The organism is Chitinophaga sp., from assembly GCF_035761305.1.
In the GTDB taxonomy this organism is placed as follows: Bacteria; Bacteroidota; Bacteroidia; order Chitinophagales; family Chitinophagaceae; genus Chitinophaga.
The window spans coordinates 1-20,149 of sequence record NZ_DASTRI010000206.1; the positions used below are offsets into that span (position 1 = coordinate 1).

17 protein-coding genes are annotated in these 20,149 nt (G+C 50.1%); 4 read left to right on the forward strand and 13 right to left on the reverse strand.

Annotated features, from left to right (window positions below; all coding sequences use genetic code 11):
- Positions 1-87: 87 nt before the first annotated feature.
- From VFS25_RS17275 to VFS25_RS17285, 3 genes are all read right to left on the reverse strand, one after another.
- Positions 88-1,329, reverse strand: a complete 1,242-nt coding sequence (locus VFS25_RS17275) for an RNA polymerase sigma factor (RefSeq protein ID WP_326463416.1) — start codon at positions 1,327-1,329, stop codon at positions 88-90.
- Positions 1,330-1,383: 54 nt separating this feature from the next.
- Positions 1,384-1,731 (reverse strand): YciI family protein, encoded by a 348-nt coding sequence (locus VFS25_RS17280; RefSeq protein WP_326463417.1) that lies wholly within the window; start codon positions 1,729-1,731, stop codon positions 1,384-1,386.
- Positions 1,732-1,850: 119 nt separating this feature from the next.
- The gene (locus VFS25_RS17285) at positions 1,851-2,303 is read right to left on the reverse strand and encodes a carboxymuconolactone decarboxylase family protein (RefSeq protein WP_326463418.1); all 453 of its coding nucleotides are present in this window, start codon (positions 2,301-2,303) and stop codon (positions 1,851-1,853) included.
- 345 nt (positions 2,304-2,648) lie between these two features.
- Here VFS25_RS17285 and VFS25_RS17290 point away from each other — a divergent pair, with 345 nt between their 5' ends.
- Both VFS25_RS17290 and VFS25_RS17295 read left to right on the forward strand, forming a co-directional pair.
- Entirely contained in the window at positions 2,649-3,137 is a 489-nt protein-coding gene (locus VFS25_RS17290; RefSeq protein ID WP_326463419.1) for a nuclear transport factor 2 family protein, read from the forward strand.
- Positions 3,138-3,289: 152 nt separating this feature from the next.
- Positions 3,290-5,470 carry a GH92 family glycosyl hydrolase gene (locus tag VFS25_RS17295; RefSeq protein WP_326463420.1) on the forward strand — a complete coding sequence of 727 codons (2,181 nt, stop codon included), beginning with the start codon at positions 3,290-3,292 and terminating at the stop codon, positions 5,468-5,470.
- 146 nt (positions 5,471-5,616) lie between these two features.
- On the opposite strand, the gene VFS25_RS17300 is transcribed toward VFS25_RS17295, so the two are convergent.
- The gene (locus VFS25_RS17300) at positions 5,617-6,099 is read right to left on the reverse strand and encodes a DUF2214 family protein (protein ID WP_326463421.1); all 483 of its coding nucleotides are present in this window, start codon (positions 6,097-6,099) and stop codon (positions 5,617-5,619) included.
- A 129-nt stretch (positions 6,100-6,228) separates the two neighbouring features.
- Between VFS25_RS17300 and VFS25_RS17305 the strand changes: the two genes are divergently transcribed.
- Positions 6,229-6,864 carry a hypothetical protein gene (locus VFS25_RS17305; RefSeq protein ID WP_326463422.1) on the forward strand — a complete coding sequence of 212 codons (636 nt, stop codon included), beginning with the start codon at positions 6,229-6,231 and terminating at the stop codon, positions 6,862-6,864.
- 42 nt (positions 6,865-6,906) lie between these two features.
- Here VFS25_RS17305 and VFS25_RS17310 read toward each other — a convergent pair whose 3' ends face one another.
- Entirely contained in the window at positions 6,907-7,494 is a 588-nt protein-coding gene (locus tag VFS25_RS17310; protein WP_326463423.1) for a DUF1080 domain-containing protein, read from the reverse strand.
- A gap of 145 nt (positions 7,495-7,639) precedes the next feature.
- Positions 7,640-8,860 carry a multiheme c-type cytochrome gene (locus VFS25_RS17315; RefSeq protein WP_326463424.1) on the reverse strand — a complete coding sequence of 407 codons (1,221 nt, stop codon included), beginning with the start codon at positions 8,858-8,860 and terminating at the stop codon, positions 7,640-7,642.
- Between the two features lie 228 nt (positions 8,861-9,088).
- Here VFS25_RS17315 and VFS25_RS17320 point away from each other — a divergent pair, with 228 nt between their 5' ends.
- Complete coding sequence (locus VFS25_RS17320; RefSeq protein ID WP_326463425.1) at positions 9,089-9,787, forward strand: hypothetical protein; 699 nt, start codon at positions 9,089-9,091, stop codon at positions 9,785-9,787.
- A gap of 6 nt (positions 9,788-9,793) precedes the next feature.
- On the opposite strand, the gene VFS25_RS17325 is transcribed toward VFS25_RS17320, so the two are convergent.
- From VFS25_RS17325 to VFS25_RS17355, 7 genes are all read right to left on the reverse strand, one after another.
- Positions 9,794-10,282, reverse strand: a complete 489-nt coding sequence (locus tag VFS25_RS17325; RefSeq protein ID WP_326463426.1) for a lipocalin family protein — start codon at positions 10,280-10,282, stop codon at positions 9,794-9,796.
- Positions 10,283-10,343: 61 nt separating this feature from the next.
- Positions 10,344-11,774, reverse strand: a complete 1,431-nt coding sequence (locus VFS25_RS17330; RefSeq protein ID WP_326463427.1) for a glycoside hydrolase family 30 protein — start codon at positions 11,772-11,774, stop codon at positions 10,344-10,346.
- Complete coding sequence (locus tag VFS25_RS17335; RefSeq protein WP_326463428.1) at positions 11,774-12,595, reverse strand: glycoside hydrolase family 16 protein; 822 nt, start codon at positions 12,593-12,595, stop codon at positions 11,774-11,776. Before VFS25_RS17335 ends, VFS25_RS17330 begins: the two co-directional genes overlap by 1 nt.
- Positions 12,596-12,816: 221 nt before the next feature.
- Complete coding sequence (locus VFS25_RS17340; protein ID WP_326463429.1) at positions 12,817-14,370, reverse strand: RagB/SusD family nutrient uptake outer membrane protein; 1,554 nt, start codon at positions 14,368-14,370, stop codon at positions 12,817-12,819.
- Between the two features lie 12 nt (positions 14,371-14,382).
- Positions 14,383-17,730 carry a TonB-dependent receptor gene (locus VFS25_RS17345; RefSeq protein ID WP_326463430.1) on the reverse strand — a complete coding sequence of 1,116 codons (3,348 nt, stop codon included), beginning with the start codon at positions 17,728-17,730 and terminating at the stop codon, positions 14,383-14,385.
- A 404-nt stretch (positions 17,731-18,134) separates the two neighbouring features.
- A complete protein-coding gene (locus VFS25_RS17350; RefSeq protein ID WP_326463431.1) occupies positions 18,135-19,346 on the reverse strand; it encodes a FecR domain-containing protein in 1,212 nt (403 codons plus the stop codon).
- A gap of 61 nt (positions 19,347-19,407) precedes the next feature.
- A complete protein-coding gene (locus VFS25_RS17355) occupies positions 19,408-19,956 on the reverse strand; it encodes an RNA polymerase sigma factor (RefSeq protein ID WP_326463432.1) in 549 nt (182 codons plus the stop codon).
- Between the last annotated feature and the right edge of the window lie 193 nt (positions 19,957-20,149).

The window sequence follows — 20,149 nt, forward strand, 5'->3', positions numbered from 1 at the left end:
GCTTTCGTACTAACTTTATTATTAATATAAAATTATATATAATTCCGCTGTTCCGCAATACGAGATTTATCCTATAACAAGATTTTCTTACAGGGCTTTTAACCGGTTTATATTTTTTGCAATGGTGGCTTTGTCCGACGCAGATGCCGCCAGCTGCAGCGCAGTTTCAAAATGCCGGATGGCTTTGGCATTATCTATATCCGTATACAGGTTGCCCAGCAGGGAGTAATAAAAGTGGTTGCCGGTTAACCCCAGCTTTTCCGCTTCTGCAATAGCTGCGGGCTTTCCCTTTACCCTGGCCAGCGCAAATGTTCTGTTGAGCGCTGCAATAGGCGAGTATTCCAGGATAAGCAGGTTGTTATACAGCTGCAGAATGCTTTCCCATTTTTCAGGCGTATCTTCTTTATAGGTATGCCAGTAGGCAATGGCCGCTTCCAGGTGGTATTTTGTAAGCTCGTTTGGGGTGGCTGCCTGCTGCAGGTAATACTTGCCTTTATCAATCAGCTCCTGGTTCCACAGGGTAACGTCCTGGTCCTGGTACAATACGGTTTCTCCTGCTTCATTGATCCTGGCGTCAAAGCGGGAGGCATGAAAGCACATGAGCGCCATCAGCGCATTTACAGCAGGCGTGTTGGTAACCGGGTTTTCTATAAGCAGGTAATTTAAGCGCATGGCCTCTGCGCAAAGGTCTTTACGCAAAGTAATGTTCTGTGAGGTGGAATAATATCCTTCGGAGAACAACAGGTAAATGGTAGTAAGCACTATCTCCAGGCGGCTGTTAATATCCTGCAATCCGGGCTGCTCAATCTTAATCTTAGCTTCCTTCAGCTTTTCCTTGGCGCGGTTGATCCTTTTATACACCACCTCCCTGTTGGTTAAAAAGGCATCTGCAATTTCCTGTATGCCAAAGCCGCACAGCAGGTTTAAGGCCAGGGCTACCTGCGACTCCACGGAAATTACCGGGTTGCATACCGTAAAGATCATGGCCAGCTGGCTGTCGGCAATGTTTTTTTGCGACAGGTCTATTTCAATTTCATTTTCCTTTTCCTGGCTGGCCGCATATTTTATTTCCGGGGAAAGCTTTTGCTCAAACAGGGAATGGCGCTTCAGGTAGTTTTTGGTTTTGTTCTTTGCCACGGTGTACAGCCATCCCACAGGATTATCAGGTATGCCTTTCTGGCTCCACGATTCTGTTGCCGCCAAAAAAGTATCGCTTACAATATCCTCTGCTGTTTCAATATGCTCAATACCGAACAGGTAACAAAGCACTGAAACAATTTTCCGGTACTCTGTTCTGAACAGGTTGGGCAATAGTTCATTTCCATTCATAGCAATAACAAATGCCTTTGCAAATTACAAAGGCATTTTGAGAAAACGGCAGGCTTAGTGTATAGCAGTGGCCATCCGTACTTCTACATTACCGCCCATTTGCAGAATAGGGCATCCCTGTGCAATTTCACAGGCTTCCTCATAATCCGCTGCCTTTATAATAACAAGCCCGCCTATGGATTCCTTAATCTCCACATAAGGCCCGTTGGTCACCACCTTGTTTGACCTCACTACTTTGCCTTTGCTATCCCACCGCTGCAGGGGCCTGGCCAGCTTGTCCTGCGCGGCAATGCCGCCAAACCAGTCCTGCCATAATTTTAAAGATGCCTGCAGCTCGTCGGGCGATGGCTGTGTTTCTTTATTGGTGAAATCCCTGCGGAATATCAATAAAAACTCGTTCATGGTGTGCTTTGGTTTTAATGGTACAAGTTAATAAATTAAATACAGGCAGCCGGCCGCTGCCGCGGCCACATACAATTGCTTTGTATGCCGGCAGCGGCGGCAGGCATGCTTGTTTGTTATCAACCGAACTGGCCTACGCGGTAATCGCCCGGTACAGTGCTAAAGGCAATGTTCAAACGGTTCCAAACATTGATAGCGCCCACTGTAAGCGTAAGATCTATCAGCTCTTCTTCGGAAAAGTGTTTCCTGGCTTCATTATACACATCATCCGGCACATGGCAGGCATTAACCGCTTCTGCAAAGCCTAAAGCTGCCCGCTCCTTGTCGGTGAAGTAAGGCGTTTCACGCCAGGCGCTCAGGCCATACAGGCGCTGCTCGGTTTCGCCCTTTGCCCGCAGGTCTTTTGAGTGCATATCAAGGCAGTACGCACAGCCATTTATCTGGGATATACGGAAGTCTATCAGTTCCTGCAAATGCACGCCTACCGGTGATTTCTTCAGGTAGCCGCCTACGCCGAAAAGTGCTTTCAATGCATTTTGTCCTTTTTCCTGGAAATTAATTCTCTGGGTCATTGTTCTGAATTTTTTGGTGATTAAAGCATAATGACAACCGGTTTTTGGAAATTGGACAGCCGGGAAAAAATTTTTTCAATTTTTTTTTGCAAGACAATAGTAGGGGTTAACAGGCCGGCCGGTGCGGGATATTAACAGCAGGTGCATACCTTCTTGACAGGTTACCGGACCTTTCGGCCAGTAATTTGTCCGCTGCCGGAATACGCTGTCCGTTTTTGAACGGGTTGTTTCACCGGTTTGTTGCTAACCTGCTGAAAAACAGCCTTACTCCAGCCTGGCATATAATTAGCCAGGGCTGTTACAATTTTTTAATAATTTCCACTTATACCTCATCATCCCTTCAACATGAAAAGTATAAATCAACTGGTTTGCTTATTTGCAGCCTTCCTGCTTACTGCTGCCTGTGCTACGTCCAAAAAAGGCTGGTTAAGCCAGGTACCGGCTTATTCACCTGCATCAAAGGAATTGTATGATACCATTGCGCATATGGATAGTGTTTGGCAGGACTCCTATAATAATTGTAAGATGGAGGTGCAGGAGCAGCTCTTTTCTGAAAACCTGGAATTTTACCATGACAAAACCGGGCTGATGACCTCCAAAGCAGCCCTGATCAATGCGCTTAAAAACAACATCTGCGGCAAGGTAACCCGGGAGCTGCTGCAGGGCAGCATAGAGGTGTACCCTATTGGCAATTACGGCGCGGTTGAAATGGGGTATCACCGGTTTCACAATATCCGTGAAAACAGCACCAGTCATTTCGCAAAATTCGTACACATCTGGCGCCGGGAGGATGACGGGCAGTGGCGGATTACGAGAGTGATTAGCCTGCACTGAGCTAACAAGCCAATGGCAGCGCATCCCTTTAACGGGCGCTCACCCCGTTTGCATAGCACATTGTCCGGCTATTGAAAAAGTTGCGAATACTGGCTTCAAATATGTACTTTAATGCGGATTTTAATTGGTTATCATAAAAGTAACAAGCCACAATGAAAAGCAGAAGGGTACTCATGGCCGGTATTGCATTACTGACAGCGGCAGCAGCATGTAAAACATCCGCCGTAAAAAGTCAGTCTGTAACTACCACTTACACAAAGTATGTAAATCCGTTTATAGGCTCCGCACCGCTTACTGATCCTAAAATCATCGGCTATACGCCGCCGCCCGGCTGGCGCGTATGGGCCGGCCTTACCTATCCCGGCAGCGCATTGCCCTGCGCCATGGTGCAGCTAAGCCCTGTTACAGAATACCACACGGGCTCGGGCTATGAATATGAAGACACGGTTATTTATGCATTCACGCATACCAACAAAGGGCACTGGAACCTGTGCAACATTCCCATACTGCCTGTTGCCAATGGCGGCAACAACAGCAATGGCTTCGGCTCACGCTTTTCCAAAGCAACGGAGAATGCCTCTCCTGCTTTTTACCACGTATTCCTGGACGATTATAAAGTAGATGTAAGCCTTACCTCCACCCTGCGGTGCGGCTACCATCAATATAAATACCAGGGCAACGGCCCCCGGCAGCTATTGTTTGACCTGGCCAAAGCCAACAACCATATATCCGGGTGGCATATTGAACAGGATGGCAACATGGCTGTAAAAGGCTTTCAGCAGGAAGGCCGCGGCAGGGTGTACTTTTACGCCATCCTGAACCAGCCCGTTACAAAGCTGGATAAGGAAGCGGAAGGCGACCGCAATGGCTATGCGCTGCTGACTATTGGCGGGCCGGATAAAAGTACGGTTGACCTGAAAATAGGCCTGTCTTATGTAAGCACCGATAACGCCAAACAAAACCTGCAGCAGGAAATAGGCAATCAATCATTTGAGCAGGTGCACCAGCAGGGCGTACGCACCTGGGAAGCCCTGCTGTCCAGGGTACAGGTAAGCGGCGGTACCGAAAAGCAAAAGCAGCTGTTCTACTCCTCCCTGTACAGGGCGCTCCTGTGGCCTGCGCTGCGCAGCGATGCCAACGGTGAATACACCGATGTAAAAGGCCAGGTGATAAAGGCTGATTTTAATTATTACATGGTGCCTTCGCTGTGGGACACCTACCGCAACAAACTGGTGCTGTTGGATATTCTTTCTCCCAAAGTAACCCGGGATGTAATTAAGTCGCTGATAGATATGGGCGATAAAACCGGTTTTATTCCCACCTTCTTCCATGGCGACCATGCCGCTTCTTTTATTGCCGGCGCTTACCTGAGAGGCATCAGGGACTTTGATGTAAAAGACGCTTACCGCCTGCTGCTAAAAAATGCCAATGAAAGCGGCGGCACCCGTCCTTTTATAGCAGAGTATATTCAAAAAGGTTATATCTCCGACCCGGATGTGGCCTCACCGAATGTAGAAACCAAGGGCAAGGCGGGCGTTTCCAAAACACTGGAATATGCTTATGACGATTATTCCGTGGCGCAGCTGGCAAAACAGCTGGGCGATAAGGAGAATTATAAAAAGCTGATGGAAAGATCGCGCAACTACCGGAATGTGTTTGACACCAGCAGCCACTTTATGCGGGGCCGCCTGGAGAACGGCAGCTGGATAGCGCCCTTTAACCCGCAATACCCATACTATGAATACATGTACCGTGAGGCCAATGCCTGGCAGGTATCGTTCTTTGCGCCGCATGACATGAACGGCCTGGTAGCCCTGTATGGCGGTAAGGCAAATTTTGAGTCCAAGCTGGACTCACTGTTCACCCTGCACTGGAACCCCCATTACATTGCAAGAAACGTGTCGTCCTTCATAGGCCAGTACTGCCACGGCAACCAGCCGGATCATGAAGCGCCGTTTGCTTACTACTTTATAGGCAAACCGGAAAAATCACAAAAGATCATTGATCATATTTTAGATACGCTGTACGGCATAGGTAAAGACGGCCTGGCGCTGTGCGGTATGGATGATGCAGGTGAAATGTCGGCCTGGTACGTGTTCAGCTCATCCGGCCTGTACTCCTTTTCTGCTACTGACCCCGAGTACATAGTAACGGTTCCGGTATTCAGTGAGGTGAAATGGAAAATGGACAACGGTAAAACACTTACCGTTAAAAAAACAGGTGCGGGCAGAGGTTTAACTGCCATAACCGTAAACGGCAAAAAAACCAGCGGTTATTTTGTGCCGCATACGCTGTTTAAAAACGGCGGAAATATTACCGTGAACGCGGAGTAAAAACAACCTGCCACCAATAAAAATGCCGCGGGCTTCATATGGGCCTGCGGCATTTTTTTTTGTATACACTAAGCACAGGTGAAGGTCATGGACGGACCTGAACCACCGTATATCTTACCGGCAGGGCTTACGGGCCATTGCGCCTGCTACCGGGCCGGCTTAATTACGCCTGCCAATATGATCAGCAGGAACAGTGTTAGCTGTATAATATAAAAGCGGCTTAGCGCCAACCTTACATCGCCGGTGTGCTGTACAAATGCATCGCCGTACGCCGCTACCAGGCCCCTGAGCTTTACGCCCTGCCGGTTGCCCATTAATATACCATTCAGCACCAGCAATACCACCAGTCCCATTTTTACTTTAAACCAGGGCTGCTGCCACCATACGCCCCTGGCCAGCAACAACAGGGCAATGCCCGTAATAAATAATACGCCTGCGCCGGCGCGCACCAGGGCCCCGTACCTGGCCATTAATGGTATCAGGCCTATGGATGACCGGGTGTTGCCCTGGTCGGCAAACATCCAGAAGGTTTTAAAGGTCATATAATCCACCATAGTGGTGCCGGCCATCATTACCAGGCCGGCAAGGTGCAATGCCAGCAATATCCAGGTGCCAATCTGTGTTTTCATGTGAAAATATTTAAAAAGGAAACATTAAACTGCCATTTGGTAGTATTTATGAGCAAAGTAAAACATTATGGAAGTAATAAACCAATAATTCTATCCTTTTTCAATAAATTTACTTCCAAAAGGGAGTAAATGAGCATTAATCAAACAGTAGAGCTGGTACGGTTATGGGGAGAATATGAAAAAAAACATCCCGGGGCTACCATAGAGGGCTTTTGCCGCAGCCAGCTAAAAACTGCTGTAAAAAAGGAAAAGTCCGCTGTAGCCCAACGGCAGCTGCAGCCCGACCTGAACGGCGCGCTGATAAAGCTTATCAGCCGCATCGGGAAATTCCATACCATCTATACCAATAAGGCGCTGGAAGGCACCGGCCTGGATCAAATAGAGGAATTTGGAATGATGGTGATCATCTTCAACCAGCAACATCCCATAAAATCAGAAGTGATCTTCGGTAATATGCTGGACCTCTCCAGCGGCACCAATATGCTGGCGCGGCTCAAAAAGAGGGGATTGATCAGCGAGTATGCAGACAGGGAGGATAAAAGGGTTAAAAGACTGCAGCTGACTGCCAAAGGGGAAAAAGCGCTTAAACACGCCAAACAGCAGATACTTAAAGTAGTATTCATGCTTACACAGGACCTTACCGACGACGACAAACATTTGTGCATACAGCTGCTGCAGCCGGTAGACACGCGTTTTTCTGCTGTTATACAAAAACAAAAAGGTAAATCCTTTAAAGAGATTTACCTGGAGAATACGCAGTCATAAGGCGTTAACGCACCGCTAAAACGAAGCGGTTAACCGCCGGCCTTAATCGGCCAGCGGTTTCACCTTAATATTTTTGTAATACACTGTGCTGCCGGGATCATGGCCCTGCAGGGCAAAGGTGCCGGAGCCTATCCTGCGGCCTTCATGACCGGGCCTGGGCTGAAAGTTTTCCGGCTCCGTATAGTCCACTACGGTTTTACCATTCACCTTAATCACTACCCTTTTTCCTTTTACAATAATGTGCTCCGTAAACCACTCATTATCCTTTGCATAGTGTTCCCTTACATCTACAATGTCGTACAGGCTGCCGGTACGTTTCCAGTCGGTGTGCGAGTTGTTCACCTGCACCTCAAAGCCTTTTTCCGGCCAGCCGCTTTCCTGGTAGGCAGTGTGGAAATATATGCCGGAGTTGGAGCCCGGCCGCGTCATCACATCGGCTTTAAATTCAAAGTTCTTAAAATCGTGCTGGTGCACATCACCTACATAAAACAGATGCGCCGTTGGCCCGTTCACCTTAATGGTGCCGTTCTCTATTTTAAAGGTGGTATCATGGTCCCCAACTTTCCAGCCGTTAAACGTTTTACCGTCAAACAGGGAGATCCATCCTTCATTACCCGCATTTTTCTGCATAGCACAGGCGTTTATGAGTAATACAATCGAACTGAGGAGGAACAGTTTTATACGTACCATACTGTTATGCTTTAGTTACTTTAAGCTACTCATTTTATCTTAAAAATCATTGTTTAACACGTTAATATGCGCGGCAACACAGCGGCTAGTGCTGCAAGCGGGCCAGCACTTTCCCTGTTGCCGCTTTATAAACGGTGATCAGGTGCGTGCGGATGGCATCGGGCGTAGGGCTTTTTTGCCCGTTGGCCAGCAGCATAATCTGGCTGGATGGCAGCGCCGGCATGTGGCAGTCAATACAATTCTGTGCAAGCGTGGCAGCCGGCAGCTTTGTCATTTTACAAAAGGTATGGCTCCCGGTATTATGGCATTGCATGCAGCGTTGGGAGAACAGCGCCAGGTTATTGGCTTCCTGCACGTGCGGGTTATGGCAGGTAGCACAGTTCATATTCCTGCTTTTAATAAAACAGCGGCTGGCAGTGAACAGCTGGTATTGGGTGCCATGCACATCTATTTCCCCAGCGCGCCGGGGCGCCGTAAAATCGGGGAAAAAATAATCAGCCAACGCATCACCCGGTTTAAAATCAAACATGGATTTTTGCGGCGTGCCCAGGCCGGAGTGGCAGAGCGCGCACATATCCAGCTTTTGCTGGTTTTGCAAACCGGCTACCTGGGTTATATACATCGCTTTTTTCTCCTGCGGATGCGCGGTGTGGTATTGTACATGCGCCGCCGCAGGACCATGGCAGCGCTCACAATCAATACCGTAAATCACCTGTCCTTTTTCAAACTCCTCTGTAATGCGCACTCCTTCCATCTTTACATTTTTAATACCTACCATAGTGCTGTGGCAGCCAAAGCAGGTGCTGGGTATGGTGCGGTCAAACTTGGGAAAGGCGGCAGGAAAGCCCGGGCTGTTGGCCCAACTATGCGCCGGTACAAAATAAGATACAGGCAGCTGAAAATATTTACCGTTTTCCCAGTACAGGTAAGTTTGTGCTTTACGGCCCGATCCAACAGCAATATCAAACCGGTGGCTTTCCTGTAATGCGCCCTTGTTATATGCTGCCTGAAACAAGCCGCTGTCGCGCTTTTCCATTACCACCTGCGCGCCGCTGCTGTAGGCAAACACATTGTCCGGCGGTATAAAAGGGCCTGCTACCGTGGCGGCGGCTGCCGGTGCGGAGGTATGATAGTGCGCTGTGCGCAGGTAGCTGTTCACTACCTGCTGATGGCAGGCGGCACAGGAAGCCATGCCGGCAAACTGCGGACCACGCGCGTCTTTATGCCCGGTTTTGCCGATGCATTGTGAAAGTATAACAATACAGGCTGTTAAACAGCCCCATACTAATAGCAAACGTTTGCTCATATAGGCGTAGGATCGGTTTTGGCCAGCTGTATAATATCCTTACCTACCATGCCCATGGCGCCGGTAATAATGGCCTTAATCCCTTTTTTGTGCATGGGTAAAATATTTCCGCCAAAGTATACAAAATCGGGTGGTTACCAAACCGTATATCTTTTTTTAACGTTTTTCATTACTTTCATAGCGTGAATGGCATTTTAGCAAAAAACAGATAATTATCCCCTTGCACCTATGCACCAGTACCTGACGTTCCGAAAATTTGCTACCCAGGAGGAGGCCTGTGCCGTACAGGAGTTGTTAGTTGAAAATGATATTCCCTGTGTACTGGAGGCAGACCCCGTACTACTTGACTCCAACTTAATAGGCCAGAACTTTGATCTTCCCTACCGTTTAAAAATACCTTCCAACTGCTTCCGTGCAGCGGAAGCGCTGCTGTGGCAACCCATTAACCTGCAGGAAACGGAAAGCGATTATTACCTGCTCTCCTTTTCCGATGAAGAGCTGATGGAGGTTGTTGAAAAGCGGGATGAATGGGGCAGCTACGACTATGCGCTGGCGCTGCAGCTGCTGGAGCAGAGAGGAATAACGCTTACTACCGGCGACCTGGAGCGCATTGACCAGCAGCGGCTGAAGGTACTGGCCACACCGGATAAAGGCAGCAACATATGGACGGCTATCGGCTATCTTTCCGCGCTTATAGGCGGCATGCTGGGCCTGTTCATCGGCATATTCCTGTTCACGGCTAAAAAAACACTGCCCGATGGTACCCGCATGTATGCGTTTAGCCCGCAAACCCGGCAGCACGGCAAATACATTATGACCCTGGGCTTTATTGCCATTCCCTCCTGGATATGCTATGTGGTTTGCTTTGGCGGCACCGTACCCTGGCTCGGCTCCCTGTGGACCCTGATAGGCAACATACATTTTTAGCCGTGCTTACTGGTTGCAATGCTGCGCTGTTTTTTTCAGCTTTGAAAGATCAAAGCCCTGCTGCTCCAAACGGCCGGTGATAGACTGGTACAGGGACTCGTTCATCCGGGGCTGCCGGCAAAGGATCCATAAATGCTTTTTATCAGGGTGGCTTACCACGGCATAGCTGTAATCCAGCGCCAGGTCAATGATCCAGTATTTGCCTTTAAATGGCCAGTAGAACTGTACCTTCAGCTTGGCATTACCGGAATTTTGCTCCACAAACGCCCGCCCCCGTATATAAGACTCCTCATTATGCTTATCTGCACGAATACAGCGGTTCTCCACTATCACAAATCCCTTGTCGGTAAGCGTGTATTCAGCTGTAGTGCAGATGCAGCCTTTCTGGAAACGCTGGGGGAACGCAGCTATTTCATACCATTTGCCGGCATACTTTTTCAGATCTACATGCGGCACGGTTTGCAGCGGCCGCGACTTTACAGTAGTAATAACCATACTTAATGCGGTGTTGGTTAACACTACTGTGGAGCACAAAACCCATGCTAGACAATGGAGGCTACCACACGTACGTTGCTACTGCTCCGCTATCCAATGAGGTGGTGGCTATTTTATTGTTAAACCGGATATTGAAGGTTTGCGCAGCGCTGCCATCATTAATCACGATCAGCACCCTTTTACCATCCGGCGTTTTAAAGGCAACATTGTTCAGCTGCCCGGGCACATTGCTGCCAATGCGTATGGAGCCCGGCCGCACAAATTTGGCGGCATGCGCAATAATGTAATAACCTACATTGCGCGTTACCTGGTTGTTACCGCCAATGGTAACTGCGCCCACGCACTGCGTGCAGCCGCCCTGCGTATGCGGCTTGTAGCGGGGATCGGCAGCCAGGTTCCATTCTATTACATTACGGCTCCAGTTACGGGTGGCCCCTATAATAAGCGTGCTTACATGCCATTGCAGATTTTTATTAAAAGTGCCGGGCGCGCCTACCCATTGTTCCGTAAAATAAATGTGCTTTCGAGGATAGGCATCGTGCACCTTGCCCAGCGCTGTAATAGGGCCGCCATACAGGTGAAAGGCGCTGCCATCGATATACTGCCGGGCTGCCGGGTTATCCAGCACGGTAATGGGATAATCCGGCCGGTCGGCGTTATGGTCATAGATGATGATCTTTGTTTTAATGCCGGCTGCTTTAAAGGCAGGGCCTAAATGGTTGGCGATAAAATCGGCCTGCTCCGCAGGCTGCATAACCATGCTGGGTACGTTGCCGCCGTGTAAAGGCTCATTCTGCGGAGTAATGGCATCTATGGTAATGCCGGCTGCCTGCATGGCCTGTATGTATTTTACAAAGTACCGGGCATATACGCCGTAATATTCCGGCTTCAGGCTGCCGCCTTTAAAGCTGTTGTTTGTTTTCATCCAGGTGGGCGCCGTCCAGGGAGAACCCAGTATTTTTATGGCCGGGTTAAGGGCCAGTATCTTTTTCAGCACCGGTATCACATCCTGCCCGTCCCGCTCAATACTAAAATGCGCCAGGGCTGTATCTGTTTGCCCGGCGGGCATTTCATCGTAGGTAAACGTAGTATCGCTGAGGTCCGATGCGCCAATGGTGACGCGCAGGTAGCTTACGCCGATATTATTGCCGCTGGTGAGGAACAGCTCTTTCAGCAGGGCATCCTGCTTTTCGGGCGAAAGCGCATGAATAAGCGTGGCGCTGCCGCCGGTAAGGGCATAACCAAAACCATCTATCTCCTGGTAGGTTTGCCCCGCATTTACCTCAATGGTGGGATAGGCATTGCTGCCTGCCTTAAAAGTGAGGCCGGCCGGCTGTTTGGCAAACAGTACGGACTGGTCTGATTTAGTGAGCCAATAAGTAATGCCGCCTTTTACAGGCCTGCCGGGACCAGCCGCATATACGCCGGTGCTGAAAAGGGCGGCTAACAGCAAAACTGCTTTGCACTTTTTCCTGAACATCTTTTCCATCATTATTTATCCTTCATTTTATAAACCCGTACATAATCTACCTGCATGGCAGCGGGAAAAGCAGCATCGTCTATCCCCTTTTGCCCGCCCCAGTCGCCGCCTACAGCTACATTCAGCAGCAGGTGAAAACGTTTGTCAAAGGGCCATACGGCATACCCCTTTCCTTCGTTCTTAAATTCAAATACCAGCTGATCATCAATGTAGCCCTGCATATAATCCGGTGTCCAGTCAAGCCGGTACACATGAAAAGCAGTGGTGGCGCCGTCAATGATCCTGGTAGCGGTTTTTTGGGTGTTGATCTTAAAATAATACGCCAGCGTGTGCGCGCTAATGTGAATGTTGTCGGGGTCGTAACCTACATGCTCCATAATATCTATTTCGCCGGACCTGGGCCAGTTGCCGTATTCCCGGTCTGTAGGCAGCATCCATATGGCAGGCCAGGTACCTCTGCCGGCAGGCAGCTTTGCCCTTATTTCAAAACGGCCGTACAGGAAATCACCTTTGTATTTGGTAATCATGCGTGCAGACGTATAATGGCGCCCTTCCTTCTCTTCCTTCCTGGCGGTAATGGAAAGCACGCCGTTATCTACAGATGCGTTCCGGATGCTGCTGGTATAATATTCCAGCTCATTATTGCCCCAGCCTCTGCCGCCAATATCGTACCCCCATTTTGTGGAGTCGGGCAGGCCGCTGTAGTTAAACTCGTCTGTCCATACGGGCTTTGTTTCAAACTGCCATTGTTTACCGGCAGGCGCCTGCGCTTTACCAGCCAGTGGTAATGCCATCAGCAGCGCGCATAATAAGTGGTTGCCTGGTCGCTTCATAACGTTGCTGTTTTTTATGAAAGCGGCGGGGGAATGTAAACATTCCTGCCCGCCGGCTCTCGTTCATTTCATCAAATGTATCGCTTTTTTATGTTCCTTTTTTGCTTCCCCCAAAAGGTTGGGCACATTGATTAAGCTTTGTTACTACTGTGGCACCGGACTTTTGAACCCTGGTACCGGGTACACACCGTCCTGTTAATTATTAATTCTTCATTATTAATTTATTTAGTGCCGCCCCATTCCTTGCTCTGCTCGATTTTGGTGTTATCCAGCTCCAGCAGCGGAATAGGCAGTATTTCGTTTTTACCGGCAACAAAGCCGCGGCTGGCCAGTACGGTAGATGCCCTGCCGGTGCGCACCAGGTCAAACCAGCGATGGCCTTCACCTGCCAGCTCCAGGCGGCGCTCGTTCATAATGTTGTCGATAGTAGCCGGTATAGCAGGCAGGCCTACACGGGCGCGCACGGCGTTCAGCAACGCATAGGAGCGGGTGCCGGCCAGGCCGCTTTCGCCGCCGCGCACACGCGCTTCTGCTTCCATCAGGTAAGTGTCTGCCAGGCGTATCTCGTACATATCCTGTCCGAAATTCAGCTCCCAGTTGCCGCCGCCTTTGCTTTGGGTAGATACACGGCCGGCAAATTTTTCCAGGAAGTAGCCGGTGTTGTTGTAACCTTTTTCATACGTTACAATGCCGTTCTTTTCCAGGCTGTCGAGATTGGCAATGGTATAGGGATAACGCGGATCGTTATGAATAGCGTCAAACAGGCTTTGCGTAACAGGCAGGAAGCTCCAGCCCGATACATAGTCAGGCGCATTGGTTTTTAAGGCCTTATAACCGCGGGGGCCTACCATTACACCCAGCACATTGCCTTCTGTACAGGACACGCAGCTCCATACACCGGCAGAGGTAGAAGAAAAAGATACTTCAAACACTGCTTCGCTGTTGAACTTATGCGCATTGTCCGACTTAAACAGGTCGCCAAAGTTGGCTACCAGGTTATAGCCGTAGGTGGCGTTCATCTGGCCCGGCGTGGGACCGTTCACTTCCTGCAGCTCTGTAATAGCTTCGGACCACTTCTGCTCATACAGGTACACCTTGCCCAGCAATGCATGGGCGGTGCCTTTGGTTACACGGCCGCCTTCTGACGCGCCGGCAACAGTGTTAGGCAGGTTAGGCTCCGCAATAGCATCTTTCAGGTCTTTTTCTATCTGCGCATAAACTTCCTGCGGGGTTGCCTGCTGTACATTATACCAGTCAGCTTTTTGTACCGGCTCCAGTATGAGCGGCACATTTTTGAAAAAGCGCACCAGGTCGAAATAAAAATAGGCGCGCAGCAGCTTCGCTTCTGCGGTAAAGCGTTTCTTCATGTTATCGTCCATGTTCACCCCGTCTATTTTCTGCAGCAGGGTATTGGCGCGGGAAACGCCGCCGTAGCTGTTGCCCCATATATCATCCTGCGGGCCGGTGGCCGGCGTTAAGGTGTAGTTGGAGAACACCTGCAGCTGGCTTACGTCGTTAGGACCGCCGCCGCCTGCCAGGTGATCGTCGGAAGCGGCATCTACTGCACCTACCTTGGTTACAAAGCCGTTGCTCTTCCACCCCACTTCATCATAAATGGCTATAAGGCCTGTATAAGCTTCTGCCTGTGCTTTGTAATAATTATCTTCCAGTATGGTGCCCCTGGGCTGTACATCCAGGAAACCCCGGCTGCAGGCTGCTGCCATGGAAAGGCCGCCTGCCACTAATGCGATATATGTGATCTTACGTTGCTTCATCTTTCAATAGTTTTAAAAAGTAACATTTAAACCGGCCATGTAAGAACGGGCCTGCGGATAGATACCACGGTCCACGCTCAGTACGCCATTGCTACGGTCGTTACCGCCAATTTCCGGGTCATAGCCGGTATAGCCGGTAATGGTAAACAGGTTCTCGGCCATGATGTACACACGTACTTTTGAGATCAGGGCTTTTTTGGTAAGCGTTTCAGGCAGGGTGTAACCCAGCTGTATGTTGCGCATACGGAAGTAGCTGCCGCTTTCGAGATAAAAATCTGAAGGGTTGGTGAAGTTCTTGTTCGGATCATTCAGGTCAAGGCGGGGAAAATCGGTAGAGGTACCTTCGCCATGCCAGCGGCCCAGCGCAGTGGTTTGCCAGTTGGCGTTGGGAATATCCAGCCTGCGCAGCGCCTGGAAGATCTTATTACCTGCAGAACCCTGACCAAAAATGGTGAGGTCAAAACCCTTGTAGGCTGCATTAATGGAAAAGCCGTAAGACCAGGACGGGATGGGGTTACCGATAAAGGTGCGGTCTTTGTCGTCTATCACGCCGTCATCATTCAGGTCGGCCCAGCGGAAGTCGCCTGGCTTAGCGCCGGGCTGTATTTTTTTACCGTCTTTTACATATGCATCTATATCTGCCTGGTTCTGGAAAATGCCCATGGTTTTAAAGCCATAGAAAGCATTGTACTGCTGGCCTACTGCTATACGGGTTAAGGGATAGCTGCTGGCTACAAACGGCACCTGGTCATCTGTAATATAAGCTACGCCGGTACCCAGGTTGGTTACCTCATTCTTCAGGTAAGAAGCATTGGCATTCACGCCCAGGGTCAGGTCGCCCAGCGTTTTGTGGTAGCCTACCTCCAGCTCCAGACCGGTATTATTCATATCCGCAACGTTAGCAGCCGGGTTGGAAATAGCGCCTATGTAAGCAGGTATGCGCGGGTTACGCAAAATGCCGGTGGTTACTTTTTTATACCAGTCAAATGTTACAAAGAAATCATTGAACAAAGTGGCTTCAAAGCCGATGTTGGCCTGGCTGGTTTGCTCCCATTTCAGATCGGGGTTAGCCGGTGCATTGGGGCTGTACCCTATCAGGTAGCTGCCGCCGGTGCCAATCGTATAGTTACGGCCGCTGCCGATGGTGGAGGCAAAAGCAAAGTCATTGATGTTATCGTTACCCACTATACCGTAACCGCCGCGGATCTTCAGGAAGTCAACCACATGATTGGCGGGCCAGAAGCTTTCACGGGAGGTTACCCAGCCCAGTGAGAATGAGGGGAAATTACCGTACTTGTGGTTTGAACCGAAGCGGGAAGAACCGTCGCGGCGTATAATACCCTGCACAATATATTTTTCATTGTAGTTATAGTCCAAACGCGCAAACAGGGACGATACCGTATGGTCTATTCCTTCGCTGGCAGAAGACACCCTTTTATCGCTGGGCACATTAAAGTTTAAAGATGCTTCTTTAAAGCTGGTGGCCGGTATTTCATAATAGGTTACATCTGTACCGCGGGTATGATTGTCTTTATAGGCGCCCTGCCCCAACAGTATGGTAAAGCTGTTCAGGCCAAATGATTTGCTGTAGGACAATGTATTTTCCAGGTTCCAGTCGAACCGCTGGTTATTGGTACGCTGGAAAGAGGTACGGGTAGTGTTGGTAGATGAATTGAGGAAGTAGATGGGCGTAAAGGTTTCGCCGCCCCAGAAGCCTATTTTAGTACCTACGGTTGAGCGCAGGTGCAGACCGTCAACCGGCGCTACCTCTATGTAAGCATTGCCTACAATGTTATGCGCCCAGGAGTAGTTGCCCAAACGGGTTTGTATATACGCTGCGGGATTGGTAAGCTCCTGCCCTACCTGGCCGGATATACCGTAGGGATTGCCGTTGGCGTCTTTTACCACACCCAGGTTCAGGTAAGGCTGCGCAGCTGCTACAGCCGGATCTGTTACTACCAGTGGGGTAATGGGATCCATATTGATAGCGGAGCTTAACGGACCGCCAAACTCGTTGTTGGTATTGCCCAGGCCAATGGATTTTTCGTAAGAGTAACCTACATTCTGCCCAACCGTTACCCATTTGGATAATTTGTGGTTGGAGTTCAGGCGCAGGTTTACACGCTCGTATTTAGAAATGTCGGTAGCAACAATACCATCCTGCTTCAGGTAACCTGCGGAGGTGTAGAACGTAGATTTATCGCTGCCGCCGCTTACGCTGATCTCGTGGCTTTGACGGGCGGCGCTGTTGTTAAAGATCACATCCTGCCAGTCGGTGCCCTGGCCCAATGATGCCGGGTTGGCAAAGGGTGCGGCCTTGCCTGCATTTACCGCTGCTTCGTTACGCAGGGTAGCGTACTCGGTAGCATTGAGCATATGCAGCTTTTTGGCGGGCGCAGATACGCCGTAGTAACCGTTGTAGTTCACCTGCATGGTGCCGGCCTTCCCTTTTTTGGTAGTGATTAATATAACGCCGGCGGCTGCACGCGCACCATATATGGCCTGTGAAGCAGCGTCTTTCAACACTTCCATAGACTCTATATCATGCGGGTTCAGGTAAGCGATGCCGCCGTTATCTACTACCACGCCATCTACTACCCACAGCGGGTTGCTGTTATTAAAAGAGGTAACGCCACGTACGCGCACAGTAGCGGAGGAGCCGGGCTGGCCGCTGCTGGAGGCAATGGTTACGCCGGAGGTACGGCCCTGCAGCGTTTGTTCCAGGCGGGTTACGGGCTGGTTGGCAATATCGGCTGCTTTTACGCTGGAAATAGCGCCGGTTACCACGCTTTTCTTTTGTACGCCGTAACCTATTACCACGGCTTCTGTTAAAGATGTTTGCGCCGGCTGCAGCTGCACATCCTTAGTGCCGGCAACAGCGGTAAATGTTTGCTGGGTATAGCCCAGGAAAGATACGATCAGCCCACTGCCGCGCGGCGCGCGGAGGCTGTATTTACCTTCCCCGTCTGTAGCAGTACCGCTGTTGGTGCCCTGTATGCGCACAGTAGCACCAGGTATGGGCGCGCCCTTTTCATCTGTTATATGACCGGTAACAATTACGGTTGTGTCCTGCTGCATTTTTGCGGCAGGCAGCCTGCGTATGGTAATGCGCATGCCATCTATGCTGTAAGATACCGGCTGGCCTTTAAGACACTCATCCAGCACTTCCTTTACAGAGGCATTTTTTACCGATACGGTAACCGGTTTGGTACGGGCCATCATATTCTCATCATACACAATAGAAATACCGGACTGGCGGGATACTTCTTTCAGCACCTTTTTCAGCGACACGTTCTTTTCTGATAGTGTAATCTGCTGAGATACTGCTTTTGCGCTTATCTGCAAGCAAGCTGCTAGCATTAAAAAGGCTGTCAGTTTCATAACGCAGAACATTTTGCGGACCGGATCCGCGATTCGATTTTGGTAATTTTCAACAGCGGGAACATGTTCACGCCGGGTGTTTGGCTGCCCCATACAGGGAGCTTTACCACTCAAGTTTAATTGCATACTTTTGTAGTGTTTGGGAATGACCAGATAATAGTTCTTAAACGGGACTTATTTTTCTAACGGGAAAACCCAGACTTTACTGCCGGGGGTGTTGCGAGCACTTCCGGCTTTTTTCATAGGTGTTGCCCCCTCCGTAGTTGCTAACCTGTTTCAGGTTTCATAACGTTTACTAGGTTTTATATCAGTTAGTTCATAATAGCCACTTCATTCACCCGGCTGCCTGTAACAGCAGCCAGGGAATGAAATGATGACGTGGTTTACTCTGCTGTAACCGTCAGCCGCCGCCCTTCCAGGCTAAACTGCGCGCCGTTGGCTTCCAGCATATGCAATATTTCAGATAAAGGCAGGTTTCTGCTGATACGGCCTCCATACAGGCGGCCACTGTGCTCGGCACCATAGGCTATCTCCAGGTCATACCAACGGGCCAGCTGCCGCATGATCAGGTTCATGCCGGCATTATCAAACTCAAAGAAGCCTGTTTTCCAGGCAATCACTTCATCCACATCTACGGGGCGCACTAGCATATTGCCGGTAGCATATTCGAGCACCGCCTGCTGGCCGGGCCTGAGCGTTTGCTGCTGGCTGCCCCGCTCCATGCGCACCGCGCCTTCCAGCAGGGTAGTGTTCAGGCTTTGCTCATCGGGATAAGCCATAATATCAAAGCGGGTGCCCAGCACCTGCACTTTTGTAGTGTTGTTAACATCCACTATAAACGGATGTACGGCATCATGGGCTACTTCAAAATAGCCCTGGCCCTGCAGCTCCACTACCCTTTCCTTACCTGTAAAGGCTGTGGGGTAGCGCAGGCGGGATGCGGCATTGAGCCATACGCGGCTGCCATCCGGCAGCACCACATTAAACTGGCCGCCGCGCGGTACTACCAGTATGTTATAGCCAATGGGGGCCTCCTTACCGTTGGCCGCATATTTCAGCTGGCCGTTATGCTGCTGCACAGTGGTTTTGCCCTGGTGCAGCACCTGGTTGCCGGCGCTGTCCAGCTCCACGGTAGTGCCATCTGCCAGGGTAAGCAGGGCCTTGTTGGTGCCGGGCGCCACATCGTTATGCATAATGCTATGCTTAACCGCCAGCTGGGGGCCTGTATGAGCAGCATCTTTTTTATAGAACCAGTAGGCGCTGCCGGCCAGTATAAGCATTAACACGGCGGCTACGGCTGCCCAGCGCCAGGGACGGCGCAAAGGCACTACCTTGCTGCGGCTGATATTTTGCAGCAAACGGGCTTCAATCCGGTCGCTGACAGCGGCGGGCACTTCCCGTGGTTCATGAATGGCCTGTTCAAACTCCTGCTGCAGCTTAGCCAGCAGGCTGCGGTGAGATGCTGAAGACTTCAGCCAGTTGTACAATGCTGCTGTTTCGGCAGGCGTACAGCTACCCTCAAGGTAACGTTGCAGCAACGCTTCGTAGTGGCTTTGGTTTTCAGACATAAGGTGGAAACAGATACCCTTTCGCATAGGCACCCTGATTTATATATCCCAAAACCGGGTTGCAGGGTACCCCTTTATGGAAAAAAATTTAAAATTTTTTCTGGATGAGATATAACATAATGATTACCAGCCCATGCCGGTAAATATAATTGTGGATGGCGCGCATGCTGAGGACCATGTGCTTTTTAACGGCGTTGCGGGAAATGCCTAAAATGGCTGCTGCCTCATCGTAACTTTTGCCTTCCTGCCGGCACAGGCGGAATACGTTCAGGCGCTGCGGGGTTAAACGGCCCAGGGCTTCATGGAACAAACGGTTATACTCTTTTTCGTTTACCAGCTGCTCCGGCCCATTGCCCTGGAACTGCAGGTGCTCCAGCACTTTCTCCTGCAACACGGTGTCATGCGCCAGCTTTTGCAGGGTTTTAAAGGCATGGTTACGGGCAATACGATACAGGTAGCCGGTAAATGGCAGGGCGGGATTTATACGGTCCCTTATTTCCCATACTTTCAGGAACACATCGTGCACCAGGTCTTCGGTAAGGGAAGGTATTTTACATATCCGCAGCAGGTAAGTATAGAGCGCACGGTGGTATTGCCGGTAAATGCCTGTGAAAGCCGACTCGTCCCCCTCAATCATCCGTGATACTAATCCTTCAGCGGATGTGATACGATCTATTTGTTTATCCATTTAAAAAACCCTGACGGCGTAAATTAAAGAAAACACACAAATGTACTAATTGACGCTGACATAGCCGTGCAGAGGGGGAAAGTGGGCATAATGCACCGAAAGGGGGGATAAAGGAATGTAAAATGTAAGATTTAAAATACTA